We start from the raw sequence: 21,458 nt of genomic DNA on the forward strand, positions 1-21,458 counted from the left end.
GAGCCGGGCGGATCAGCCGCCGTCGCCGAAGAAGTCCGCGTCGCGGGGGTGCAGGTCCTTGGCCATGGCCAGGACGTCCTTCTCCGGGACGGCGGTCCCCTCGGTCGCCAGGACCACGACGTCGTGGCGGTCCGGCGACCGGACGATGTACCACCGTCTCCCGTCGCGCTCGACCCGCCACACGTCCGCCGCGACCTGGGTGCAGGGGGAGAGGCGCGACGTCCCCGTGTCCTGCACCGCGTCGCAGTTCTGCGGCGGGGCGAAGGAGGCCGGGAGGGGCTGGACGGTCACCCAGAGGCCGTGCCTGTCCCGGTCGTCCGCGCTCGCCGAGGTGTCCGCGGCCAGGACGAAATACTCGAAGTCGTGGTTCTCCGGACCCGTCGGCATCGGGAAGAGCGCCCGGTAGCCGGGGACGTCGGGCGCGAGGAGGGGCACCGACACGGTGTCCAGGACGCGCCGTTCGGCGCGGTCGGCGGCTCCGGCCTGGGCCGTGGCCGACACCGGCCAGACCGCGAGGAGAACGACGCCCACCCCGGCCCGCACCCGCGGCGGCACCCCGGCCGCGACCAGTACGTGCGCGAGGCCGTAGCCCGCTGCCAGGATCACCGCGTCACCGGTGAGGCCGCCGAACAGCCGCAGCACGGGCCCGATGTAGTCCTGGACCCAGATGAGCATCACGCACACCCCGAAGCCCGCCGCGGCGGTCCGCGTCGCCCGCGGCACCCGCAGCAGCGCCAGCAGCACCCACCCCAGCAGCCCTCCGGCGATCGCGGCCGCGGGGCGGAAGATCAGCCCGACACCGAGGCACCCGTAGTCCTCGCCGCCCCCGGAGGAGTGGCACAGCCCGTCGGAGACCGGCACGGCGGCCAGCGCCCACACCGTCCCGAGCACCGCCCCGACCACCAGCGCCCGCACCACCCCACCCCAGAGCCGTCCGCCCCCCATGCCGCCCCCTCCCCGAGGATCTCCGCAGATCTCCGCCGAGTGTGCACGGGGGAAGGGCGCGGTGTCGTGAGTACGCGTACTCACGACGTGACGGCGCCGCCCGCGGGGGCCGGGGACGGCGCGATCACGCCGTGCGGCTCACGCCCCTTCCCCCAGCACCTCCGCGACGAGTTCGCGCTGCGCCGGGGTCAGGGTCGGGTCGGCGGCCTCGATCGTGCTGCCGTCGATCGTGAGGGTGTACGTGTAGCCGTCGCGCGTCGGTGTCGGCACCGTGGGGGGTGCGGACAGGGCGGAGCGGGCCAGCGCGTGGAGGTGATCCGCGTCCGGGCGGGCGGCGGTGTCCAGGACGGCGTGCCGGGACAGGCCCGCGAAACCGCCGGAGCGGGTCACCTCGATACGCATCGGCGGGCTCACACCTCCTGGGGCTGGCCGGGCTGCTGGCGGGGGACGCCGGTGCCGTGGTGCGCGGCGGGCTTGACGCCGACCTCCTGCCAGGCGGCCTGGACCGCGCGGCTTTCGTCCCCCTCACCGTAGCGGGCGGTGGCCGCGGCGACGGTGCCTGCGGCGAAGTCGGCGAACTGCGCGCCGGACGAAAGCGATCCGCCGGTCAGCGTGTCGTACCAGATCTGGCCGGCCTTCTCCCAGGCGTGGCCGCCGATCGCGGCCGCGGTGAGGTAGAAAGCGCGGTTGGGGATGCCGGAGTTGATGTGCACGCCGCCGTTGTCCTGCGGGGTGCGCACGTAGTGCGCCATGTCCGCGGGCTGCGGGTCCTTGCCGAGCTGCGGGTCGTCGTACGCGGTGCCGGGCTCCTTCATCGAGCGCAGGGCGACGCCGTGGACACCGGGGGCGAGCAGGCCCGCGCCGATGAGCCAGTCGGCCTGGTCGGCGGTCTGCCCGGCGGCGAACTGCTTGATGAGGCTGCCGAAGACGTCGGACACCGACTCGTTGAGCGCGCCGGACTGGCCCTGGTAGTCCAGGTTGGCGGTGTACTGCGTGACGCCGTGCGTCAACTCGTGGCCGATCACGTCCAGCGGCAGGGTGAAGTCGAGGAAGATCCGGCCGTCGCCGTCCCCGAAGACCATCTGCTCGCCGTTCCAGAAGGCGTTGTTGTAGTCCTTCAGGTAGTGCACGGACGCGTTGAGCGGCAGGCCCTCGCCGTCGATGGAGTGGCGGCCGTACGCCTTCAGATAGGTCTCGAAGGTCGCGCCGAGCGCGTCGTAGGCGCGGTTGACGCTCGCGTCGGCGGACGGGTCGGCGCCCTCGGCGCGCACCTTGCTGCCGGGCAGGTTGTCCTGGTGCCCGGCGTCGTAGATCGTCCGCTGCGGCTTGTCGGACGCGGCGCCGCCGGCGTGCCGCAGTGTCGGTCCGAGCGTCGCGGCCAGGTGCCGCCGGGTGCGCTCGCGCGCGTCGTGCTCCAGGGTGCGGCGGGCGGGGCCGGACAGCGCCGGGTCGTCGTGACGGGCCAGTTTGTCCAGGACGTGGGGCGGGATGATCGTGCAGAAAACGGGCGTGATGGCGGCAGAGGTGTCCATATACGCAATGTGGCATCATACCCACTCTCTGTCACCACTTCTGCCGCAGATTGACGAGAAGGAGGGAAAGAGCGGTATCCGGGTGGACACCGCCGGTCATCTTGCATGCTGAGAGGAAGCGCACATCGGCTGCGTGAATCCGTCGCGGTCGGGTTAAGGTCGTTCCCGTCATGAGTTTCGGGCTGCTTCTCCTTAGCTGCCGCGGCGAGGGCCTGTAGTCGTAGGCCGACCCCCTCCCCGCGGAGTTCGGCGTTTCCCAGCCGTCGGCCGTTCTCGAAGCGGACCCCGAGGAGATCAGGACCCATGAGCACCCCCCAGCGTGTCGGCAAGCCCACGCCCATCACCGCCGCCACCGTCACCCAGCGGCCCAGCGGGATGCCGATCCACAAGTACGGCCGCTACGAGCAGGTGGACCTGCCCGACCGCACCTGGCCGGACGCGCGTATCACCAAGGCCCCGCGCTGGCTGTCGACCGACCTGCGGGACGGCAACCAGGCCCTGATCGACCCCATGTCGCCCACCCGCAAGCGCGAGATGTTCGACCTGCTGGTCCGCATGGGCTACAAGGAGATCGAGGTCGGCTTCCCGGCCTCCGGCGCGACCGACTTCGACTTCGTGCGCTCCATCATCGAGCAGGGCGCGATCCCCGAGGACGTGACGATCTCCGTCCTGACCCAGGCCCGCGAAGAGTTGATCGAGCGCACCGTCGAGGCCCTGCGCGGCGCCCCGCGCGCCACCGTGCACCTGTACAACGCCACCGCCCCGGTCTTCCGCCGTGTCGTCTTCCGCGGCAGCCGCGAGCAGGTCCGGCAGATCGCGGTGGACGGCACCCGGCTGGTCATGGAGTACGCCGACAAGCTGCTGACCGACGAGACGGTCTTCGGCTACCAGTACAGCCCGGAGATCTTCACCGACACCGAGCTGGACTTCGCCCTGGAGGTCTGCGAGGGCGTCATGGACGTCTGGCAGCCCGAGCCCGGCCGCGAGATCATCCTCAACCTGCCCGCGACCGTCGAGCGCTCCACGCCCTCCACGCACGCCGACCGCTTCGAGTGGATGTCCCGCAACCTGTCGCGGCGCGAGTACGTATGCCTGTCCGTGCACCCGCACAACGACCGCGGTACCGCCGTCGCCGCCGCCGAGCTGGCCCTGATGGCGGGCGCCGACCGCATCGAGGGCTGCCTGTTCGGCCAGGGCGAGCGCACCGGCAACGTCGACCTGGTCACGCTGGGCATGAACCTCTTCAGCCAGGGCGTCGACCCGCAGATCGACTTCTCGCAGATCGACGAGGTCCGCCGCACCGCCGAGTACTGCAACCAGATGGAGGTCCACCCGCGCCACCCCTACGCGGGAGACCTGGTCTACACCTCCTTCTCCGGCTCCCACCAGGACGCCATCAAGAAGGGCTTCGAGGCGATGGAGGCCACCGCCGCCGCCGCCGGGAAGACCGTGGACGACATCACGTGGGAGGTCCCGTACCTGCCCATCGACCCCAAGGACGTCGGCCGCTCCTACGAGGCCGTCATCCGCGTCAACTCGCAGTCCGGCAAGGGCGGCGTGGCCTATGTGCTGAAGAACGGGCACAAGCTGGACCTGCCGCGCCGCATGCAGATCGAGTTCTCGAAGATCATCCAGGCCAAGACCGACGCCGAGGGCGGCGAGGTCACGCCCGAGCAGATCTGGTCCGTCTTCCGCGACGAGTACCTGCCCACGCAGGACAACGCCTGGGGCCGCATCACCCTGCGCTCGGCGCAGGCGTCAACTTCGAGCGACGGCACGGACGCTCTTACGGTGGAAGCCGTCGTGGACGGCGAGCCGACCGTGCTGAGCGGCAACGGCAACGGCCCGATCTCCGCCTTCTTCGACGCCCTGGGCAAGATCGGCGTGGACGCCCGGCTGCTGGACTACAGCGAGCACACCATGAGCGAGGGCGCCTCCGCGCAGGCCGCCTCCTACATCGAGTGCGCCATCGGCGGCCGCGTCCTGTGGGGCATCGGCATCGACGCCAACACCACGCGGGCCGCGCTCAGCGCCGTCGTCTCGGCGGTCAACCGCGCCGGCCGCTGACCTCGGCAGGCCCGTGCGGCACCCGTGCCGCAGCCGTTCCACACCCGTTCACCAACCGGGTGAAACGGCACGAAACGTCCTACGCGTACGGGGGCGGTGGGGAATTGCCCCCGTACGCGGTACTGACTGCGCCTCACTGATGTGGCTAACATCACGGCGTACGGCACCGTCGCCGGGGCTTCACCGCGCACGCAGCGCATGATGCAGCGCACGCCGGGCCGATGCGGGCGATGCGAGTGCGTACCGGGACGAGGACGGGCCGGAGGGTGCAGCGTGAAGATGCTGGGGCTGATGATCTGGGGTGTGCGCACGTCCTGGCACACCGAGGACGACGGTGAGTTCTTCTGCCCCGACTGCGGGGGCGACCGCAGCTACCACCGCAGAACCGGCACCCGCCGCCTGACCGTGCTCAGCGTGCCGCTGCTCAGCCGCGGCAGCGCGGGCTCCGTCATCGAGTGCTCCGCCTGCCACCGCCACTACGACTCCGCCGCGCTGCTCACCCCCACCACCACCCGCTTCTCCGCGATGCTGCGCGACGCCGTCCACACCGTCGCGCTCGCCGTCCTCACCGCGGGCGGCACCAGCGGGCGCCCGGCCCGCGAGGCCGCCGTCGGCGCGGTGCGCGCGGCCGGATTCAGCGACTGCACCGAGGACCAGCTGCTCGGCCTGCTCGCCGCGATCGTCGCCGACGAGGGCCGCTACGGCACCTCGCAGGAACTCGGCCACTACTCCTTCGCCGACCAGCCCATCGACGGCTGCGGCAGCTGGCTGTCCATCGAGCTGCACGAGGCGCTCGAACCGCTCTCCGACCACCTCGACGACCTCGGCCGCGAGCGGGTGCTGCTCCAGGGCGCCCACATCGCCCTCGCCGACGGGCCCTACCTGCCCGCCGAACGCGAGGTCCTGGAGGCCGTCGGCCGCTGCCTGTCGCTGAACCGCGACGACATCGACCGCCTGCTGGCCGCGGCTGCGACCACGGGCTGACACCCACGGGCGTCAGCTACCTCCCCGCGTCTACTCCGCGGGGAGTAACAGCCCCCCGCGGTCGTCGCAGGGAGTAACACCCACTTCACTCCTCAGCCCGATGATCCGCGCTCCCCGTGACGGGACGCTGGTGTGGTCAGCCAGTGCACGTCGGAGGGGAGGCCCCGATGAGGGCCACGGATCGTCACAGCGCAGAGAACAGCGAACACCGCACGAGCGCGCAGGGCCCCGCGCCCGGCGGCGGGACGGCGACCGCCCAGCTGCGGTCCGCCGCCGACGCGGGTCCGCCCCGACCGGGCGGCGCGAGAAGGTCCACGGGGCGGCGGGGGCTGCCGTGGGCCGTGATCGGACTGTGGATCGTCGTGCTCGCCGTGGCCGGTGTCTTCGCGGGCAAACTCAACGGCGTCAAGCACGACGAGGCCGTCGACTACCTGCCCGCGAGCGCCCAGTCCACCCAGGTCGCCAAGATCCAGCAGCGGATGGCCGGCGGCAGCGCCACCGACCTCGTACTCGTCTACGACCGGGCCGCAGGCCTCACCGCCGCCGACCGGGCGACCGCCGCACGCCAGGCCGCCGAACTGGGCCGCGCCTACCCGCTCGCCGCCCCCACTCCGGCACCCGTCACCTCCGCCGACGGCCGCACGCTCATGGTGCCCGTCTCCCTCGCCGAGAGCGCCGGCAAGCCCGAGGACGTGGTCAAGGAGGTACGGGACCGGCTCGCCGCCGACCGCCCCGCCGGCCTCACCCTCGACGTCGGCGGACCCGGCGCCGCCCAGGGCGACGCCAAGGAGGTCTTCGCCAGCATCGACGGCACCCTGCTCTTCACCACCGCCGGGATCGTCGCCCTGCTGCTCATCCTCACCTACCGCAGCCCCTTCCTGTGGCTCGTGCCGCTCGGCGTCGTCGGCGTCGCCGCCGGCACCTCGATGGCCCTCGTCTACGGCCTGGTCAAAGCCTTCGGACTGACCGTCTCCGACATGAGCTCGTCCGTCATGACCGTGCTCATCTTCGGCGCGGGCACCGACTACGCCCTGCTGCTCATCTCCCGCTACCGGGAGGAACTGCGCCGCGAACCCGAACCGTACGCGGCGATGCGCGCCGCCCTGCGCGGCGTCGGCCCCGCCGTCCTCACCTCCGCCGCCACCGTCGTCGCCGGACTGCTCTGCCTGCTGGCCGCCGACCTCAACAGCAGCCGCGGCCTCGGACCCGTCGGAGCCGTCGGCATCGTCTGCTCCCTCGCCGCCATGACGACCCTGCTGCCCGCCGTGCTCGTCCTGCTCGGCCGCCGCGTCTTCTGGCCCCTCATCCCGGCATACGGCAGCGCCACCCGCTCCCGCCGCGGCGTCTACCGGCGCATCGGCCTCTTCGTCACCCGCCGCCCGGTCGCCGTCCTCGCCGCCTCCACCGTCGCCGTCGGCGCGCTCGCCCTCGGCATCGGCAACCTCCCCGGCGCCCTCCACCAGGACGACACCTTCACCAGCACCCCCGAATCCGTCTCCGCCGACCACACCCTGCAACGCGCCTTCCCCGAACACAGCGCCCAGGCCATCACCGTCGTCGTCCCCACCGCGAAGGCCGCCACCGCCAAGGCCGCCGCCGCGGCCACCGACGGCGTCGCGAGCGCGGCCACCGGGCGCACCGGCAGCGGCTGGACGGAGATCAACGTCTTCGCCACGGCCGCACCCGACACCGCCGCCGAGAAGGCCACGATCAAACGGCTGCGCGCCGCCACCGCAGCGGACCACGGCCTCGTCGGCGGCGCCAGCGCCCAGACCATGGACACCGCGACGACGTCCTCACGCGACCGCGACCTCGTCATCCCGCTCGTCCTCGCCGCGGTCTTCCTGCTCCTCACCGCCCTGCTGCGCAGCCTCGTCGCCCCCCTGCTGCTCACCGCCGCGATGGTCCTCGTCTGGGCCGCCGCCCTCGGCATCGGCGGCCTCATCTTCGGCCCCCTGTTGGGCTTCCACGGCATCGACCCCGGCCTGCCGCTGCTGAGCTTCGTCTTCCTGGTGGCCCTCGGCGTCGACTACGGCATCTTCCTCATGCACCGCATGCGCGAGGAAGCACGCGCCGGGGCCGACCCGAAGGAAGCGGCGGTCGCCGCGCTCGACACCACGGGCGGTGTCATCGCCTCCGCGGGCATCGTCCTCGCGGCGACGTTCACGGTCCTGGCGTCCCTGCCGCTGGTGATGATGGTCGAGATGGGCCTCGTCATCGCCCTCGGCGTCCTCCTCGACACGTTCGTCGTCCGCCCCTACCTCGTCCCCGCGGCCACCACCTTGCTGGGCAACCGCGTCTGGTACCCGTCCCCGACACCGCCGGGCAAACGGTGAAAGCTCGCGGCTGCGCCCGGGGGGCACCCGTTTTCAGGGGCGCAGCCGCGGCCTCGACCAAGCCCGCCCCCGCGGGGGCACCTCATCCCGGAAGATGGAGCCGTGCTCAAGAGCCTCGACCTCAGCGTGAGGTCCCCCAAAGCGGCGGAGCCGCACGCCGCGGCGAAGCCGCCCGACGTGTCGGGCCGGGACATCGCGCTGGTGGTCGTGGTCCTCGCCGTCCAGGCCGCCATCGCCCTCGCCCTGCCGGAGGCCCCCCGCAGCCACCGCCCCGACGCCCTCGGCTGGCTCCTGCTCGCGTCCAGCGCCGCCGTGCTCACCTGGCGGCGCCGCGCCCCGATGTGGTGCCTGCTCGGCATGCTCGTGGTGGTCGCGCCCTACCACTACCTGGAGAACATCCAGGAAGCCCCGCTGCTGTCCAGCGTCGTCGCGCTGTACTCCGTGGCGGTCGCAGGGCCCCCGCTGCGGACGTTCCTCGCGGTGCCGACCGTCTTCGGGCTGATGGCCACCGTGATGACGACGATCGGCAAGCCCACCGCGGGCAGCGCGATGCTCCAGGGCGCGGGCTGGATAGTGGCGGTCGCGGTGGTCGGCGAGGTCGTCCGGATGCACCGGACGTACATCGCCGCGATCAAGGAGCGCGCCGACCGGGCCGAGCGCACCCGTGAGGAGGAGGCGGCCCGCCGGGTCGCCGAGGAGCGGCTGCGGATCGCGCGGGACCTGCACGACCTGCTCGCGCACAGCATCACCCTCATCGGGGTGCAGACGTCCGTGGCCGCGCACATCCTGGTCGCCGACCCCGAGCGGCTGGACCGTACCGCGGTGGCGGGCGCGCTCGACGCCATCGCCGACACCTGCCGGGAGGCGCGCGCCGAGCTGCGGACGACGCTGAAGGTGCTGCGGGCCGACAGCGACGGCCCGCTGCCGGACCTCGAAGGCATACCGGCCCTGACCCGGGCGGCCGAGGCCGCGGGCGCCAAGGTCGAGCTGGACCTCGACACCAAGCCCCAGCCGGTACCGCCCGGGGTGGGCGCGGCGGCGTACCGGATCGTGCAGGAGTCGCTCACCAACGCCGTACGCCACTCCGGCGCGCTCTCGCCGGTGGTGCGGGTGAGCGTGGTGCGCGAGGGCGAGGCGCTGCGGGTGTCCGTCGAGGACGACGGGCCCGAGCCGGTCAAGCCGCCCGAGGCCGGGCGGCCCGAGGGCTTCGGGCTGGTGGGCATGCGCGAGCGGGCCCGCAGCGTCGGCGGCACCTTCACGGCGGGCCCGCGGACCGACGGCGCCCCGGGCTACGCCGTCCTCGCGGTGCTGCCGTGCACCGCGTCCGCGCCGGGCGAGGAGACCGGCGGGATTCCCGGACCCGCCGCCGAACCCGGCACCGACCACCTCCAGGGAGAGCCCAGATGACCACCCCCGAACCGATCCGGGTGCTGCTCGCCGACGACCAGACGCTGGTGCGGGCGGCCTTCGCGATGCTCGTCGAGTCGGCCCGCGACATGGAGGTGGTCGGCGAGGCGGCCAACGGCGCCGAGGCGGTCGCGGCGGCCCGCACCTCGCGCGCCGACGTCATCGTCATGGACATCCGCATGCCGGTCATGGACGGTATCGAGGCCACCCGCCGGATCGCCGCCGACGACGACCTCGCCGGGGTGCGGATCCTGGTGCTGACCACCTACGACGACGACGATCACGTGGTGGCGGCGCTGCGCGCGGGCGCGTCCGGCTTCATGGTCAAGGACACCCGGCCGGCCGAGCTGCTGGACGCGATCCGTACCGTCGCCGCCGGTGACGCGCTGCTGTCGCCCGGTCCCACCGCCCGGCTCATCGCCCGGGTGCTGCGGCTGCCCGACCGCCCGCCCGTCCCGGTGCCCGCCCCCGCCGCCGGACGGCTCGCCGGGCTGTCCGACCGGGAGCGCGAGGTGCTCACCCTCGTCGCCCGTGGCCTGAACAACACCGAGGCCGGTGAGGCGCTGGGCCTCAGCCCGCTCACCGCCAAGACGCATGTGAGCCGCATCATGGGCAAGCTGGGCGCCCGCGACCGGGCCCAACTGGTCATCGCCGCGTACGAGTCCGGCCTGGTCGCCCCGGGCGCCGAACGCTGAGCCGGGCGGTGGCGCGGACCAACCCCGGGAGACGGCCCGCGGCGGTCGCGGCGTAGGCGAGAATGGGCCGCATGAGTCTGTTCCGCGACGACGGCATCGTGCTGCGCACCCAGAAACTGGGTGAGGCGGACCGGATCATCACGCTGCTGACCCGCCGGCACGGCCGGGTGCGCGCGGTCGCCCGCGGGGTGCGCCGCACGAAGTCCAAGTTCGGCGCCCGGCTGGAGCCCTTCAGCCATGTCGACGTGCAGTTCTTCGCGCGCGGCGGTGACCTCGTCGGCCGCGGGCTGCCGCTGTGCACACAGAGCGAGACCATCGCCCCGTACGGTGGCCCCATCGTCGCCGACTACGAGCGCTACACCGCCGGCAGCGCCATGCTGGAGACCGCCGAGCGCTTCACCGACCACGAGGGCGAGCCCGCGGTGCAGCAGTATCTGCTGCTGGTCGGAGCCCTGCGCACGCTCGCCGCCGGGGACCACGACGCCCGCCTCGTCCTTGACGCCTTCCTGCTGCGCTCCCTCGCCGTCAACGGCTACGCCCCCAGCTTCGACGACTGCGCCAAGTGCGGCATGGCCGGGCCAAACCGTTTCTTCGCCGTCGGCGCGGGCGGTGTGGTCTGCGGGGAGTGCCGCGTTCCGGGAAGCGTCGTACCCTCGCGGGAGTCGCTGGAACTCCTCGGCGCGCTGCTCGGCGGCGACTGGGAGACCGCCGACGCCTGCGAGCCGCGGCACTGCCGTGAGGGCAGCGGGCTGGTCGCGGCGTATCTCCAGTGGCACCTGGAGCGCGGCCTGCGCTCCCTGCGGTTCGTCGAGAAGAACGACAAGTCCGAGAACACCGGCAAGGCCGCCGCGCCGGCCGAGATGTAGGAGAAGCACGAGCATGGCACGTCGCGGGATTCTGGCCCGGAACCGGTCCTCCTACCGCACTCCCGACCCGCACCCCTCCGGCGCCAGGCCGCCGAAGCTCCCCGCGGAGCTGGTGCCCAAGCACGTCGCGATCGTCATGGACGGCAACGGCCGCTGGGCCAAGGAGCGCGGCCTGCCCCGCACCGAGGGCCACAAGGTCGGCGAGGGCGTCGTCCTGGAGGTGCTCAAGGGCTGCCTGGAGATGGGCGTCAAGAACCTCTCGCTCTACGCCTTCTCCACCGAGAACTGGAAGCGCTCGCCCGACGAGGTCCGCTTCCTGATGAACTTCAACCGCGACGTCATCCGCCGCCGCCGCGACGAGATGGACGAGATGGGCATCCGCATCCGCTGGGCCGGCCGCATGCCGCGCATGTGGAAGTCCGTCGTCCAGGAGCTCCAGGTCGCCCAGGAGCAGACCGTCGGCAACGACGCGATGACGCTGTATTTCTGCCTCAACTACGGCGGCCGCGCGGAGATCGCCGACGCGGCGCAGGCCATCGCCCGCGATGTCGCCGCGGGCAAGCTCGACCCGGGCAAGGTCAACGAGAAGACCTTCGCGAAGTACCTGTACTACCCGGACATGCCGGACGTCGACCTCTTCCTCCGCCCGAGCGGCGAGATGCGCACGTCCAACTACCTCATCTGGCAGAGCAGCTACGCGGAGATGGTCTTCCAGGACGTCCTGTGGCCCGACTTCGACCGCCGCGACCTGTGGCGGGCCTGCCACGAATTCGCTTCCCGCGACCGGCGCTTCGGCGGGGCCCTCCCCAACGAGGCCCGCGGGTAGCGCGCCGGAAGACGCTCACCCCGAGGCGCAGTCCTTGCACGTGCCGAAGATCTCGACCGTGTGGGCCACGTCCACGAAGCCGTGGTCGGAGGCCACCGCCTCCGCCCACTTCTCGACCGCGGGGCCCTCGACCTCGACCGCCTTGCCGCAGGTGCGGCAGACGAGGTGATGGTGGTGGCCGCCGCCCGAGCAGCGGCGGTAGACGGACTCACCCTCACCCGTACGGAGGACGTCGATCTCGCCCGCGTCGGCGAGGGACTGCAGGGTGCGGTAGACCGTGGTGAGGCCCACCGAGGCGCCGCGGTGCTTGAGGATGTCGTGCAGGTCCTGCGCGCTGCGGAATTCGTCGACCTCGTCGAGTGCCGCCGCGACGGCCGCCCGCTGGCGCGTCGCGCGCCCGGCGACCGGGGGAGCGCCGGCGGGGGCGGACTGCTTCGTGGTGGTCACCGGTGCCTCCTCATGACGGCGTACGCGTCCCGACGCCCCCATTGTGCCAGCCCCGGCGCATCCGGCCGAGCCGCCGGAGCGCGGGAGAGCCCGCGGCGGCGAAGAGCAGGAAGAGGGCCAGGGCGGCGAGCACGATGCTGGAGCCGGGCGGCACGTCCGCGTAGTAGGAGAAGACCGTGCCGGACAGCGCGACCGTGACGCCGATCACCACGGACACCGCGAGGGTCCACGCGAAGCCCCGGGTGACCTGCTGGGCCGCGGCGACGGGGATGACCATGAGCGCGCTGACCAGCAGCAGCCCCACCGCCCGCATGGCGACGGTGACGGTGACGGCGGCGGTCACCGCGAGCAGCAGGTTGAGCGCGCGCACCGGCAGCCCGCCGACGTAGGCGAACTCCTCGTCCTGGCACACGGCGAACAGCTGCCGCCGCAGCGCCACCACCACGAGCAGCACGAACGCGGCGAGCGCGATCATCGGCGGGATGTCCTGCGGGGAGACCGTGCTGATGGAGCCGAAGAGGTAGGTGGCGAGGTTGGCGTTGGAGCCGTTGGGCGCCAGGTAGATGATCATCACGCCGCCGGCCATGCCGCCGTAGAAGAGCATCGCGAGCGCCAGGTCGCCGCGCGCCTTGCCGTACGAGCGGATCAGCTCCATCGCGACGGAGCCGGCCACCGAGACGGCGACGGCCGTCCACACCGGGCTGACCTGGAGCAGGAAGCCCAGCGCGACACCGGTGAGCGCGACATGGCCGATGCCGTCGCCCATGATCGCCTGCCGGCGCTGCACCAGGAAGACGCCGACGGCGGGCGCGGTCATCCCGACCAGCAGCGCGGCCAGCAGCGCGCGCTGCATGAAGGCGTAGTTCAGGAGGTCCATGGGTCCAGCGGTCCCTTCACCGGAGCGGTCGCCGGGTCGGCGTGCGGGTGCACGGTCTGGGCGGGCAGCGTCAGCTCGCGCGGCGGGCCGGTGTGCGCCACGCGGCCGTCGCGCAGCAGCACCGCGCGGTCGATGAGCGGTTCGAGCGGCCCCAGTTCGTGCAGCACGAGCAGCACGGACGTACCGGCCGCGGCCTGGGTGCGGACGGTGTCGGCGAGCACGTCCTGCGCGGCCAGGTCCACGCCCGCCATCGGCTCGTCCATGACGAGCAGGCCGGGCTCCCCGGCCAGCGCGCGGGCGATCAGCACCCGCTGGTGCTGGCCGCCGGACAGCGCCTCGACGCTCTCCCGGGCCCGGTCGGCGAGCCCGACCAGCTCCAGCGCGCGGGTGACGGCCGCGCGGTCGGCCCGGCGCGGCGGGCGCAGCCCGGTACGGGCCAGCCGCCCGGAGGCGACGACCTCCCGTACGGTCGCGGGCACCCCGGAGGCGGCGGTCGTGCGCTGCGGTACGTAGCCGAGCCGGGACCACTGCCGGAAGCGGGCGCCCGGCGTGCCGAACAGCTCCCACGCGCCCGCGGTCAGCCGCACCCGGCCGACCGCGGCGCGTACGGCCGTGGACTTGCCCGAGCCGTTCGCGCCCAGCAGCGCCACGACCTCGCCGGGCCCCACCGCGAGGTCGATGCCGTGCAGCACCTCGCGGCCGCCCAGTTCGGCGTGGGCGCCGCGCAGGCTCAGGACCGGGACCGGGCCGCTCACTTGTGGACGCCCAGCGCCTGCTGGAGGGCGGCGAGGTTGCTGTGCTGGACGGCGAAGTAGTCCGTGCCGCGGGACGCGTCCGTGATGCCCTCGATCGGGTCGAGCACGTCGGTGCGCAGGTGCAGGTCGCCCGCGACGGTCTTCGCGGTCTTGTCGCTGACCAGCGTCTCGAAGAAGACGGTGGTGACGTGGTCGCGCCCGGCCAGGTCGTGCAGGGCCTTCAGCCGGGCTGCGCTCGGCTCGGACTCGGGGTCGATGCCGTTGATGGCCTCCTCGACCAGGCCGTAGCGCTCGGCGAGGTAGCCGAAGGCGGCGTGGGTGGTGACGAACGTATCGGTGGAACGGTTCTTCAGCCCGTCCCGGAAGGCGGTGTCCAGCGCGCCGAGCTGCGTGACGAGCGTGTCGGTGTTCTTCCCGTACGCGGCCGCGTGCGCGGGGTCGGCCGCCTCCAGGGCCTTGCCGACGCCCTTGGCGACCTCGGCGTAGCGCACCGGGTCCAGCCATATGTGGGGGTCGGAGCCCGCGTCCTCGTCGCTCTCGCCGCCGGTGCCGTTGTCGCCGGTGGTGCGGTGGCGGCCGTCGACCTCGGTGCCGTGGTCCTCCAGCGTGGTGAGCTTCGCGGCGTCGACGGTGTGCTTGACCCCGGACTGCGCGACCGCGTCGTCCACGGCGGGCTGGAGACCGTGCAGCGAGATGATCACATCGGCCTTCGTCAGCGCCGCTATCTGCTTCGGCGCCAGCTCCAGATCGTGCGGTTCGACGCCGGGCTTGGTGAGGTCCGTGACGTGGACGTAGGAGCCGCCGATGCGCTCGGCGAGGAATTCCAGCGGGTAGAACGACGCGGTGACCTGGAGCTTTCCGCCGCTCTTCGGGTCGTCGCCGCCGGAGCCGGACGTGTCGGAGGAGCCGGAGCAGGCGGTCAGGGCGGGCACGGTGAGGACGGCGACGGCGGCGAGCGCGGCAGCGGGGATCACCCGGCGACTGGTGTTCATGACAGTCATTTTCATCTCAGGTGGAAACGATTGTCAATTGCGTCGCGGACGGTACCGCCCTGGGCCTGTCCTTGCAGGCCGACCGACGGATTTGATAAGCGCCCCGTCCCCGCCGGTAATCTGGGGCAACTGACCCCTTCGTCGCACTGAAGAGAGCACCGTGGCCGCCGACAAGATCGACACCATCGTCAGCCTGAGCAAGCGCCGTGGCTTCGTATTCCCGAGCAGCGAGATCTACGGCGGCTCGAAGGCCGCCTGGGACTACGGGCCGCTGGGCGTCGAGCTGAAGGAGAACATCAAGCGCCAGTGGTGGCGGGCGATGGTCACCTCGCGCGAGGACGTGGTGGGCATCGACTCCTCGGTGATCCTCGCCCCCGAGGTGTGGGTCGCCTCCGGCCATGTCGCCACCTTCTCCGACCCGCTCACCGAGTGCACCTCCTGCCACAAGCGCTTCCGCGCCGACCACCTGGAGGAGGCGTACGAGGCCAAGCACGGCAAGCTCCCCGCGAACGGCCTCGCCGACATCAACTGCCCGCACTGCGGCACCAAGGGCGCCTTCACCGAGCCCAAGCAGTTCTCCGGCATGCTCCAGACGCACCTCGGCCCGACGCAGGACGCCGGCTCGCTCGCCTACCTGCGCCCCGAGACCGCGCAGGGCATCTTCGTCAACTTCGCCCAGGTGCAGATCGCCTCGCGCAAGAAGCCGCCGTTCGGCATCGCGCAGATGGGCAAGTCCTTCCGCAACGAGATCACGCCCGGCAACTTCATCTTCCGCACCCGCGAGTTCGAGCAGATGGAGATGGAGTTCTTCGTCAAGCCCGGCGAGGACGAGAAGTGGCACGAGTACTGGATGCAGGAGCGCTGGAACTGGTACACGGGCCTCGGTCTGCGTGAGGACAACATGCGCTGGCTGGAGCACCCCAAGGAGAAGCTCTCCCACTACTCCAAGCGCACCGCCGACATCGAGTACCGCTTCAACTTCGGCGGCCAGGAGTTCAGCGAGCTGGAGGGTGTCGCCAACCGCACCGACTTCGACCTCGCCGCGCACTCCAAGGGCTCCGGCCAGGACCTCCTGTACTTCGACCAGGAGGCCAACGAGCGCTGGTACCCGTACGTCATCGAGCCGGCGGCGGGCGTGAACCGCGCGATGCTGGCCTTCATGCTCGACGCGTACAACGAGGACGAGGCGCCCAACGCGAAGGGCGCCATGGAGAAGCGCACCGTCATGCGCCTGGACCCGCGGCTCGCCCCGGTCAAGGTCGCGGTGCTGCCGCTGTCCCGCAACGCCGAGCTGTCCCCGAAGGCGAAGGGCCTGGCGGCGGCGCTGCGGAAGAACTGGAACATCGAGTTCGACGACGCGGGCGCGATCGGCCGCCGCTACCGCCGCCAGGACGAGATCGGCACGCCGTTCTGCGTCACGGTGGACTTCGACACCCTTGAGGACAACGCGGTGACCGTGCGCGAGCGCGACACGATGACGCAGGAGCGGGTGTCCCTCGACCAGGTCGAGTCCTACCTCGCGGTGCGCCTCCTCGGCTGCTGAGCCGCCTCCCGGCGGGGTGGGGGACTCCCTCCGCCCCGCCGGGCGCGGTGGCTTCCGGGACCTTCCCCCGGTGGTGGGCTGGTCGCGCACTCGCCCGGCGGCGGGAAGGGGCACCCCCTCAGGCGACCGTACGGGGCAGGCGGAAGCTCAGGGCGATCTGCGCGGCCACCGCGGCGAGCTGGGTCAGGAGGGTCCAGACCAGGGCGTCGCGGACGCCCACCGACGTGCTCAGCGTCAGGAAGAGCGTGCCCAGTGTGGCGACGCCCAGCGCGAGGCTGGCCTGCTGGGTCGTGGCCATCGCGCCGCCGCCCACTCCCGCCCGCGCCGCGGGCACCTCGCTCAGGACGATGCGGAAGACCACCGGCAGCAGGAAGCCCTGCCCGAAGCCGGTCAGCGCCATGCCCGGGGCGAGGGCCCACACGCCCAGGTGCGGCCAGCCCCAGAAGAAGGTCGCGGTCAGGGTGAGCAGGCCGGCGGCCTGGAGGACGGAGCCGCCGGTGACGGTGAGCCGGCCGAAGCGGGCGACGACCCGCGGGCCCAGCAGCGAGGCCGCGAAGAACGCGGCGGACAGCGGCGCGAGCGCGGCGCCCGCCGCGAGCGCCCCAAAGCGCAGCCCGTCCTGCATGGCCACGGCGAGCACGAACATGAAGCCGCCGAAGCCGACGCACAGCGGCAGGATGAGCAGCAGCCCGCTGCGTACGCTGTGGATCCGCAGCAGCGACGGCGGCAGCAGCGGGTCGCCGCCGGTCCGCTCCCCGCGGCGTTCGACGGCGACGAAGGCCGCGCCCGCGAAGGGTGAGACGCCCAGCAGCACCCATGACCACAGCGGCCAGCCCGCCGCGCGGCCCTCGGTGAGCGGCAGCAGCAGGGCGACGAGCGTCACGGCGAGCAGCACGGTGCCGGGCCGGTCCACCCGCGCGGGGTCGGCCGCGCGCGTCTCGGGCACGGCCTTCCAGGCGAGCGCCAGCGCGACCGCCGCGATGGGCACGTTGACGAGGAAGATCGAGCGCCAGCCGGTGCCGGCGAGGTCCGCGGAGACCAGCACCCCGCCGAGCACCTGCCCGACGACGCTCGCGATGCCCGCGGTGGCGCCGTAGTAGCTGAGCGCGCGGCCGCGGGTGCTGCCGGACGTGGCGGCCTGGATGGTGGCGAGCGCCTGCGGCAGCAGCAGCGCGGAGGCCGCGCCCTGCGCGATACGGGCGGCCACCAGCGTCCACGCGGTGGGGGCGAGGCCGCAGGCGAGCGAGGTCGCGGCGAAGAGGCCGAGGCCCCACAGGAAGAGGGTGCGGCGGCCGAACATGTCGCCCAGCCTGCCGCCGAGCACCAGCAGCACGGCGTACGCGACGCCGTACCCGGCCACCACCATCTCCAGCACCGCGGGTCCCGCGGCCAGATCGCGGTCGATGGTCGGGAGGGCCACGTTGACGATGAAGAAGTCGACCATGGGGAGAGCGGCGCCGAGCAGCACGGTCAGCAGGCCGAGCGCGCTCAGCACGGGTGCCGCGGGCGGCGCGGCGGGTACGGGGGCGGGTGCCGCGATGCGGGTCACGCGGGGCAGCACCTCGGCCCGGGACGTGAGGGCCTTGTTCATATCGGTCACGTCCTTCACACTGGACCTCCGCTCAGGGGGGTACCAGAGAGCGTTTATCCAGGTATACCGACCACCTGGCAACCGGCTTCCGCGTCCGGCACGCTGGACCCATGACCACGACCCCGGCGCCCACGCCCACCGCGCACGTACCCGACGCCGTCTCCGGCACCGCGCCGGACGCGGAGTCCGGGCGGAGCCGGCGGCGGGAGCTGGCGCACTTCCTGCGCAGCCGCCGCGAACGCATCGCGCCCGAGCAGGTCGGCCTGCCGCCGGGGCGCCGGCGGCGCACCCCGGGGCTGCGCCGCGAGGAGGTCGCGCAGCTCGCCGCGGTCGGGGTCACCTGGTACACGTGGTTGGAGCAGGCCCGCGACATCCGGATGTCGGGCCAGGTCGCGGACGCCATCGCCCGCGCGCTGATGCTCGACGCGGGTGAGCGCAGCCACCTGTTCACGCTGGCCGGTGTCGCCGACCCGCACCCGCACCTGGACGGCCCGGGGATGTCCCCGGCGATGCGCGCGATGCTCGACCAGCTGGAGCCGCTGCCCGCCGCGGTCTTCAACAGCCGCTTCGACATCCTCGCGTACAACCGCACGTACGGGCGGCTGGTGACCGACCTGGACGTGCTGCCCGCCGAGGACCGCAACATCATGTGGCTGGCCTTCACCCACCCGCTGTGGCGCGAGCGCATGCTGGACCGGGAGGAGAACACCCGGCTGATGGCGGGCAAGTTCCGTACGTCGATGGCCCAGCACATCGGTGAGCCCGGCTGGAAGGAGCTGCTGCGGCGGCTCCAGCAGAACTCGGCGGAATTCCGCCAGGCCTGGGAGCGGCACGACGTGCTGCGTCCGGGCACCCACGTCAAGCGCTACCTCAACCCCGAGGTGGGCCTGCTCGCCTTCGACTTCAGCCACCTGTGGCTCGGCCCGCAGGACGGCCCGCGGATGACCGTCTACGCCCCGGCGGACCCGCAGACCCGCGAGCGACTGGACCGGCTTCTGCGCCTCGTGACCGCCGACGGCGCCCCCGCCGCGGTCTAACATCGCCCCATGACCCCCACCCGCGCCACCGCCTCCGGCCTGCGTGAGCTGACCCGCGCGACGGTACGCGCCCAGATCGCCGAGCGGGCGATGGAGCTCTTCCTCGCCCAGGGCTTCGAGGAGACGACGGTCGAGCAGATCGCCGCCCAGGTCGGCATGTCGGCGCGCAGCGTCTTCCGCTACTTCGCGACCAAGGAGGACATGGTCGTCGGCAGCATGCAGGAGTCCGGCGCGGTGCTCGCCGGTGCGCTCGCCGAGCGGCCCGCGGGGGAGGGGCCGTGGGAGTCGCTGCGCGGCGCGATGGACGTGCTGCTCACGACCATGGCCCACGACAAGGAGGGCGCGCTGGCCCGTGCCCGGATGTTCGCGAGCACCCCGTCGCTGCGCGCGGCCCGCCTCCAGAAGCACGCCTGCTGGCGCGAGTTGCTGCAGCCCGGCGTGCTGTCCCGCCTCCCGGAGGGCCCGGCCGCCGACCGCGAACTGCGCGCCGCCGCCGTCACGACCGCGGTCCTCGGCTGCCTGGACGTCGCCGTGACCCGCTGGTCGGGCGACGGCGGCACGGGCGACCTCGGCGAGCTGCTGGACGCGGCGATCCGCGCCGTACGGGAGTGACGGACGGGGGAGTGACGGCCGGGCGCCGCGTCAGCTCTGCTGCGGGAAGGCGGCCAGGTCGGCGGTGATCCGGTCCAGGGCCGCGAGGTCCTCCGGCGGGAGGGCGAGGAGCGCCGGGGGAGGGGTGCCGAGGATCGCGTTGGCGCGGGCGGCCGTCGCGAGGCCCGCCGGGGTGGCCGACACGATCTTGGCGCGGCGGTCGTCCGGGTGCGGGGTGCGCCGGACGAGGCCGCGCTCCTCCAGGTCGTCCACCACGAGCGTCAGGTAGGGGCGGTCGCAGGCCAGTTCGGCGGCCAGCTCGCTCATCCGGTAGGGCTGCTCGGCGTGCTTGGCGATCCGGCGCAGCGCCTTGACGCGGAAGAAGCTCATGCCGAGGGCCTCGGCGACCTCCTTGCGGCGCTCGTTGTGCTCCAGCACGAGCGAGCGCAGGTTGCCCCACGCCCGTTCGGCCGCGGTCTGCTGCGCGCCCTGTCCCGGGGCCCGCCCCGGGGTGTGCTCCGGCACCGGGTCCGCCGGGGGATCCGCCTTGTGCCGTGCCGTCGTCGCGCTGGTCACGCCTTCACCGCCATCCGGTTGTCCGCCGTCTCGGGGGCGATGAGCAGCCCTGCCGTACGGTCCGCCGTGCGCCTGGCCCAGCGACCGGTCGTGAGCGTACCGAGCACGAGCACCGCCGCACCACAACCGGTGATGATCCACCACGCCCCCTGGTGCAGCCCGGCGGCCAGCGCCGCGCCCAGCACCGCGACGCCGAGCGACTGCCCCACCTGCCGGCTCGTCGAGGCGACCGCCGCCGCCACGCCCGCCTGCGACCGCGGCATACCGGACACCGCCGTGTTGGTGATCGGGGCGTTGACGAAGCCGAAGCCGATGCCGAAGAGCACGTAGGCGGGGAAGAGCAGCGCGTTCGTGGACTGGGCGTCGAAGCCCGCGAAGAGCACGCCGCTCGCCGTCATCGCGAGGCCCGCGAGCACGAGCGGGACGCGCGGCCCGCGCGAGCCGACGAGGCGGCCCGACAGCGGCGCGAAGACCAGCGCCATCGCGGCCATCGGCAGCATGTACAGGCCCGCGTCGAGCGCGGACAGCCCGCGGGTGTTCTGCAGGTAGAGCGTGTTGAGGAAGAGGAAGCCGCCGAGCGCGGCGAAGCCGCACACCGCGATGACGGTCGCCCCGCTGAAGGGCACGCTGCGGAAGAAGCGGGTGTCGATGAGCGGGTCGTCGCGCCGGGACTCGTACCGGGCGAGCGCCACCGCCGCGGCGGCCGCGACGACGAAGCAGGTCAGGATCTCCGGGGACGTCCAGCCCGCGCCGGAGCCCTCGATGATCCCGTACGTCAGGGTGCCCAGCAGCGCGACCACCAGCAGCTGCCCGACCGGGTCGATCCGGCGGGCGCGCGGCGCGCGCGACTCGGGCACGAAGCGGGCGGTCAGCACGAGCGCGGCGAGCCCGATCGGCACGTTGATCCAGAAGATCGCCCGCCAGCCGACCGACTGCACGAGCGCGCCGCCCACGATCGGCCCGGCCGCCATCGAGATGCCGACGACACCGCCCCACACACCGATCGCGCGGGCCCGTTCGCGCGGCTCGTGGAAGGTGTTGGTGATGATCGACATCGCCACCGGGTTGAGCATCGAGCCGCCCACCGCCTGCACCATCCGGAAGACGATGAGCCAGCCGAGGCTGGGCGCGAGGCTGCACAGCAACGATCCGGCGGTGAAGACCGCGAGCCCGGTCTGGAAGATCCGCCGCCGTCCGACGCGGTCCGCCGTCGATCCCGACAGCAGCAGCAGGGAGGCGATGACCAGCAGATACGCGTCGATCGTCCACTGCAGGCCGGAGACGGAGGAGTGGAAGTCCCGCTGCAGCGACGGCAGCGCGACGTTCAGGATCGTGTTGTCGAGGCTGACGATCAGCAGGCTCATGCAGCAGATCGCCAGGATGAGCATGCG

20 protein-coding genes are annotated in these 21,458 nt (G+C 72.8%); 10 read left to right on the forward strand and 10 right to left on the reverse strand.

What is annotated here, in order from left to right:
- Window positions 1-12: 12 nt before the first annotated feature.
- The 3 genes from ACH4PY_RS16260 to ACH4PY_RS16270 form a co-directional block, all read right to left on the reverse strand.
- Complete coding sequence (locus tag ACH4PY_RS16260) at window positions 13-945, reverse strand: hypothetical protein (protein ID WP_398181921.1); 933 nt, start codon at window positions 943-945, stop codon at window positions 13-15.
- A 138-nt stretch (window positions 946-1,083) separates the two neighbouring features.
- Entirely contained in the window at window positions 1,084-1,347 is a 264-nt protein-coding gene (locus tag ACH4PY_RS16265; RefSeq protein ID WP_398181924.1) for a protealysin inhibitor emfourin, read from the reverse strand.
- 8 nt (window positions 1,348-1,355) lie between these two features.
- A complete protein-coding gene (locus ACH4PY_RS16270) occupies window positions 1,356-2,477 on the reverse strand; it encodes a M4 family metallopeptidase (RefSeq protein WP_398181927.1) in 1,122 nt (373 codons plus the stop codon).
- Between the two features lie 303 nt (window positions 2,478-2,780).
- Between ACH4PY_RS16270 and leuA the strand changes: the two genes are divergently transcribed.
- From leuA to ACH4PY_RS16305, 7 genes are all read left to right on the forward strand, one after another.
- Window positions 2,781-4,544: a 2-isopropylmalate synthase gene (gene leuA, locus ACH4PY_RS16275; protein ID WP_398181930.1), complete on the forward strand. Its 1,764-nt coding sequence runs from the start codon at window positions 2,781-2,783 to the stop codon at window positions 4,542-4,544.
- Between the two features lie 279 nt (window positions 4,545-4,823).
- The gene (locus ACH4PY_RS16280) at window positions 4,824-5,528 is read left to right on the forward strand and encodes a TerB family tellurite resistance protein (RefSeq protein ID WP_398182157.1); all 705 of its coding nucleotides are present in this window, start codon (window positions 4,824-4,826) and stop codon (window positions 5,526-5,528) included.
- Between the two features lie 167 nt (window positions 5,529-5,695).
- The gene (locus tag ACH4PY_RS16285) at window positions 5,696-7,864 is read left to right on the forward strand and encodes an MMPL family transporter (protein ID WP_398181933.1); all 2,169 of its coding nucleotides are present in this window, start codon (window positions 5,696-5,698) and stop codon (window positions 7,862-7,864) included.
- 102 nt (window positions 7,865-7,966) lie between these two features.
- A complete protein-coding gene (locus tag ACH4PY_RS16290) occupies window positions 7,967-9,271 on the forward strand; it encodes a sensor histidine kinase (protein ID WP_398181938.1) in 1,305 nt (434 codons plus the stop codon).
- Window positions 9,268-9,966 carry a response regulator gene (locus tag ACH4PY_RS16295; RefSeq protein ID WP_398181941.1) on the forward strand — a complete coding sequence of 233 codons (699 nt, stop codon included), beginning with the start codon at window positions 9,268-9,270 and terminating at the stop codon, window positions 9,964-9,966. The genes ACH4PY_RS16290 and ACH4PY_RS16295 overlap by 4 nt, the downstream gene beginning before the upstream one ends.
- 71 nt (window positions 9,967-10,037) lie before the next feature.
- On the forward strand, window positions 10,038-10,832 hold the full coding sequence (recO, locus tag ACH4PY_RS16300) for a DNA repair protein RecO (protein ID WP_398181944.1): 795 nt from the start codon (window positions 10,038-10,040) through the stop codon (window positions 10,830-10,832).
- A 13-nt stretch (window positions 10,833-10,845) separates the two neighbouring features.
- Entirely contained in the window at window positions 10,846-11,658 is an 813-nt protein-coding gene (locus tag ACH4PY_RS16305; RefSeq protein WP_398181947.1) for an isoprenyl transferase, read from the forward strand.
- 15 nt (window positions 11,659-11,673) lie between these two features.
- Here ACH4PY_RS16305 and ACH4PY_RS16310 read toward each other — a convergent pair whose 3' ends face one another.
- Genes ACH4PY_RS16310 through ACH4PY_RS16325 form a run of 4 tightly spaced genes read right to left on the reverse strand, consistent with a single transcriptional unit; the run spans window position 11,674 to window position 14,729 of the window.
- On the reverse strand, window positions 11,674-12,105 hold the full coding sequence (locus ACH4PY_RS16310; protein WP_398181949.1) for a Fur family transcriptional regulator: 432 nt from the start codon (window positions 12,103-12,105) through the stop codon (window positions 11,674-11,676).
- 10 nt (window positions 12,106-12,115) lie between these two features.
- The gene (locus tag ACH4PY_RS16315; RefSeq protein WP_398181952.1) at window positions 12,116-12,982 is read right to left on the reverse strand and encodes a metal ABC transporter permease; all 867 of its coding nucleotides are present in this window, start codon (window positions 12,980-12,982) and stop codon (window positions 12,116-12,118) included.
- Complete coding sequence (locus ACH4PY_RS16320) at window positions 12,970-13,737, reverse strand: metal ABC transporter ATP-binding protein (protein ID WP_398181955.1); 768 nt, start codon at window positions 13,735-13,737, stop codon at window positions 12,970-12,972. Before ACH4PY_RS16320 ends, ACH4PY_RS16315 begins: the two co-directional genes overlap by 13 nt.
- Complete coding sequence (locus tag ACH4PY_RS16325; protein ID WP_398181958.1) at window positions 13,734-14,729, reverse strand: metal ABC transporter substrate-binding protein; 996 nt, start codon at window positions 14,727-14,729, stop codon at window positions 13,734-13,736. The genes ACH4PY_RS16320 and ACH4PY_RS16325 overlap by 4 nt, the downstream gene beginning before the upstream one ends.
- 160 nt (window positions 14,730-14,889) lie before the next feature.
- Here ACH4PY_RS16325 and ACH4PY_RS16330 point away from each other — a divergent pair, with 160 nt between their 5' ends.
- Window positions 14,890-16,272 carry a glycine--tRNA ligase gene (locus ACH4PY_RS16330; protein WP_398181962.1) on the forward strand — a complete coding sequence of 461 codons (1,383 nt, stop codon included), beginning with the start codon at window positions 14,890-14,892 and terminating at the stop codon, window positions 16,270-16,272.
- Window positions 16,273-16,390: 118 nt separating this feature from the next.
- Here ACH4PY_RS16330 and ACH4PY_RS16335 read toward each other — a convergent pair whose 3' ends face one another.
- Complete coding sequence (locus ACH4PY_RS16335) at window positions 16,391-17,863, reverse strand: MFS transporter (protein ID WP_398182160.1); 1,473 nt, start codon at window positions 17,861-17,863, stop codon at window positions 16,391-16,393.
- A gap of 110 nt (window positions 17,864-17,973) precedes the next feature.
- On the opposite strand from ACH4PY_RS16335, the gene ACH4PY_RS16340 reads away from it, so the two are divergent.
- Together ACH4PY_RS16340 and ACH4PY_RS16345 are read left to right on the forward strand one after the other, a co-directional pair.
- Window positions 17,974-18,900 (forward strand): helix-turn-helix transcriptional regulator, encoded by a 927-nt coding sequence (locus tag ACH4PY_RS16340; RefSeq protein WP_398181964.1) that lies wholly within the window; start codon window positions 17,974-17,976, stop codon window positions 18,898-18,900.
- A gap of 9 nt (window positions 18,901-18,909) precedes the next feature.
- Entirely contained in the window at window positions 18,910-19,512 is a 603-nt protein-coding gene (locus tag ACH4PY_RS16345; protein WP_398181967.1) for a TetR/AcrR family transcriptional regulator, read from the forward strand.
- Window positions 19,513-19,542: 30 nt separating this feature from the next.
- Here ACH4PY_RS16345 and ACH4PY_RS16350 read toward each other — a convergent pair whose 3' ends face one another.
- Window positions 19,543-20,067, reverse strand: coding sequence for a MarR family winged helix-turn-helix transcriptional regulator (locus tag ACH4PY_RS16350; RefSeq protein WP_398181969.1), 525 nt, complete (start codon window positions 20,065-20,067; stop codon window positions 19,543-19,545).
- Entirely contained in the window at window positions 20,064-21,455 is a 1,392-nt protein-coding gene (locus tag ACH4PY_RS16355) for an MFS transporter (protein WP_398182162.1), read from the reverse strand. The genes ACH4PY_RS16350 and ACH4PY_RS16355 overlap by 4 nt, the downstream gene beginning before the upstream one ends.
- Window positions 21,456-21,458: the final 3 nt, after the last annotated feature.

Source organism: Streptomyces sp. NPDC021224 (genome assembly GCF_044332905.1).
In the GTDB taxonomy this organism is placed as follows: domain Bacteria; phylum Actinomycetota; class Actinomycetes; order Streptomycetales; family Streptomycetaceae; genus Actinacidiphila.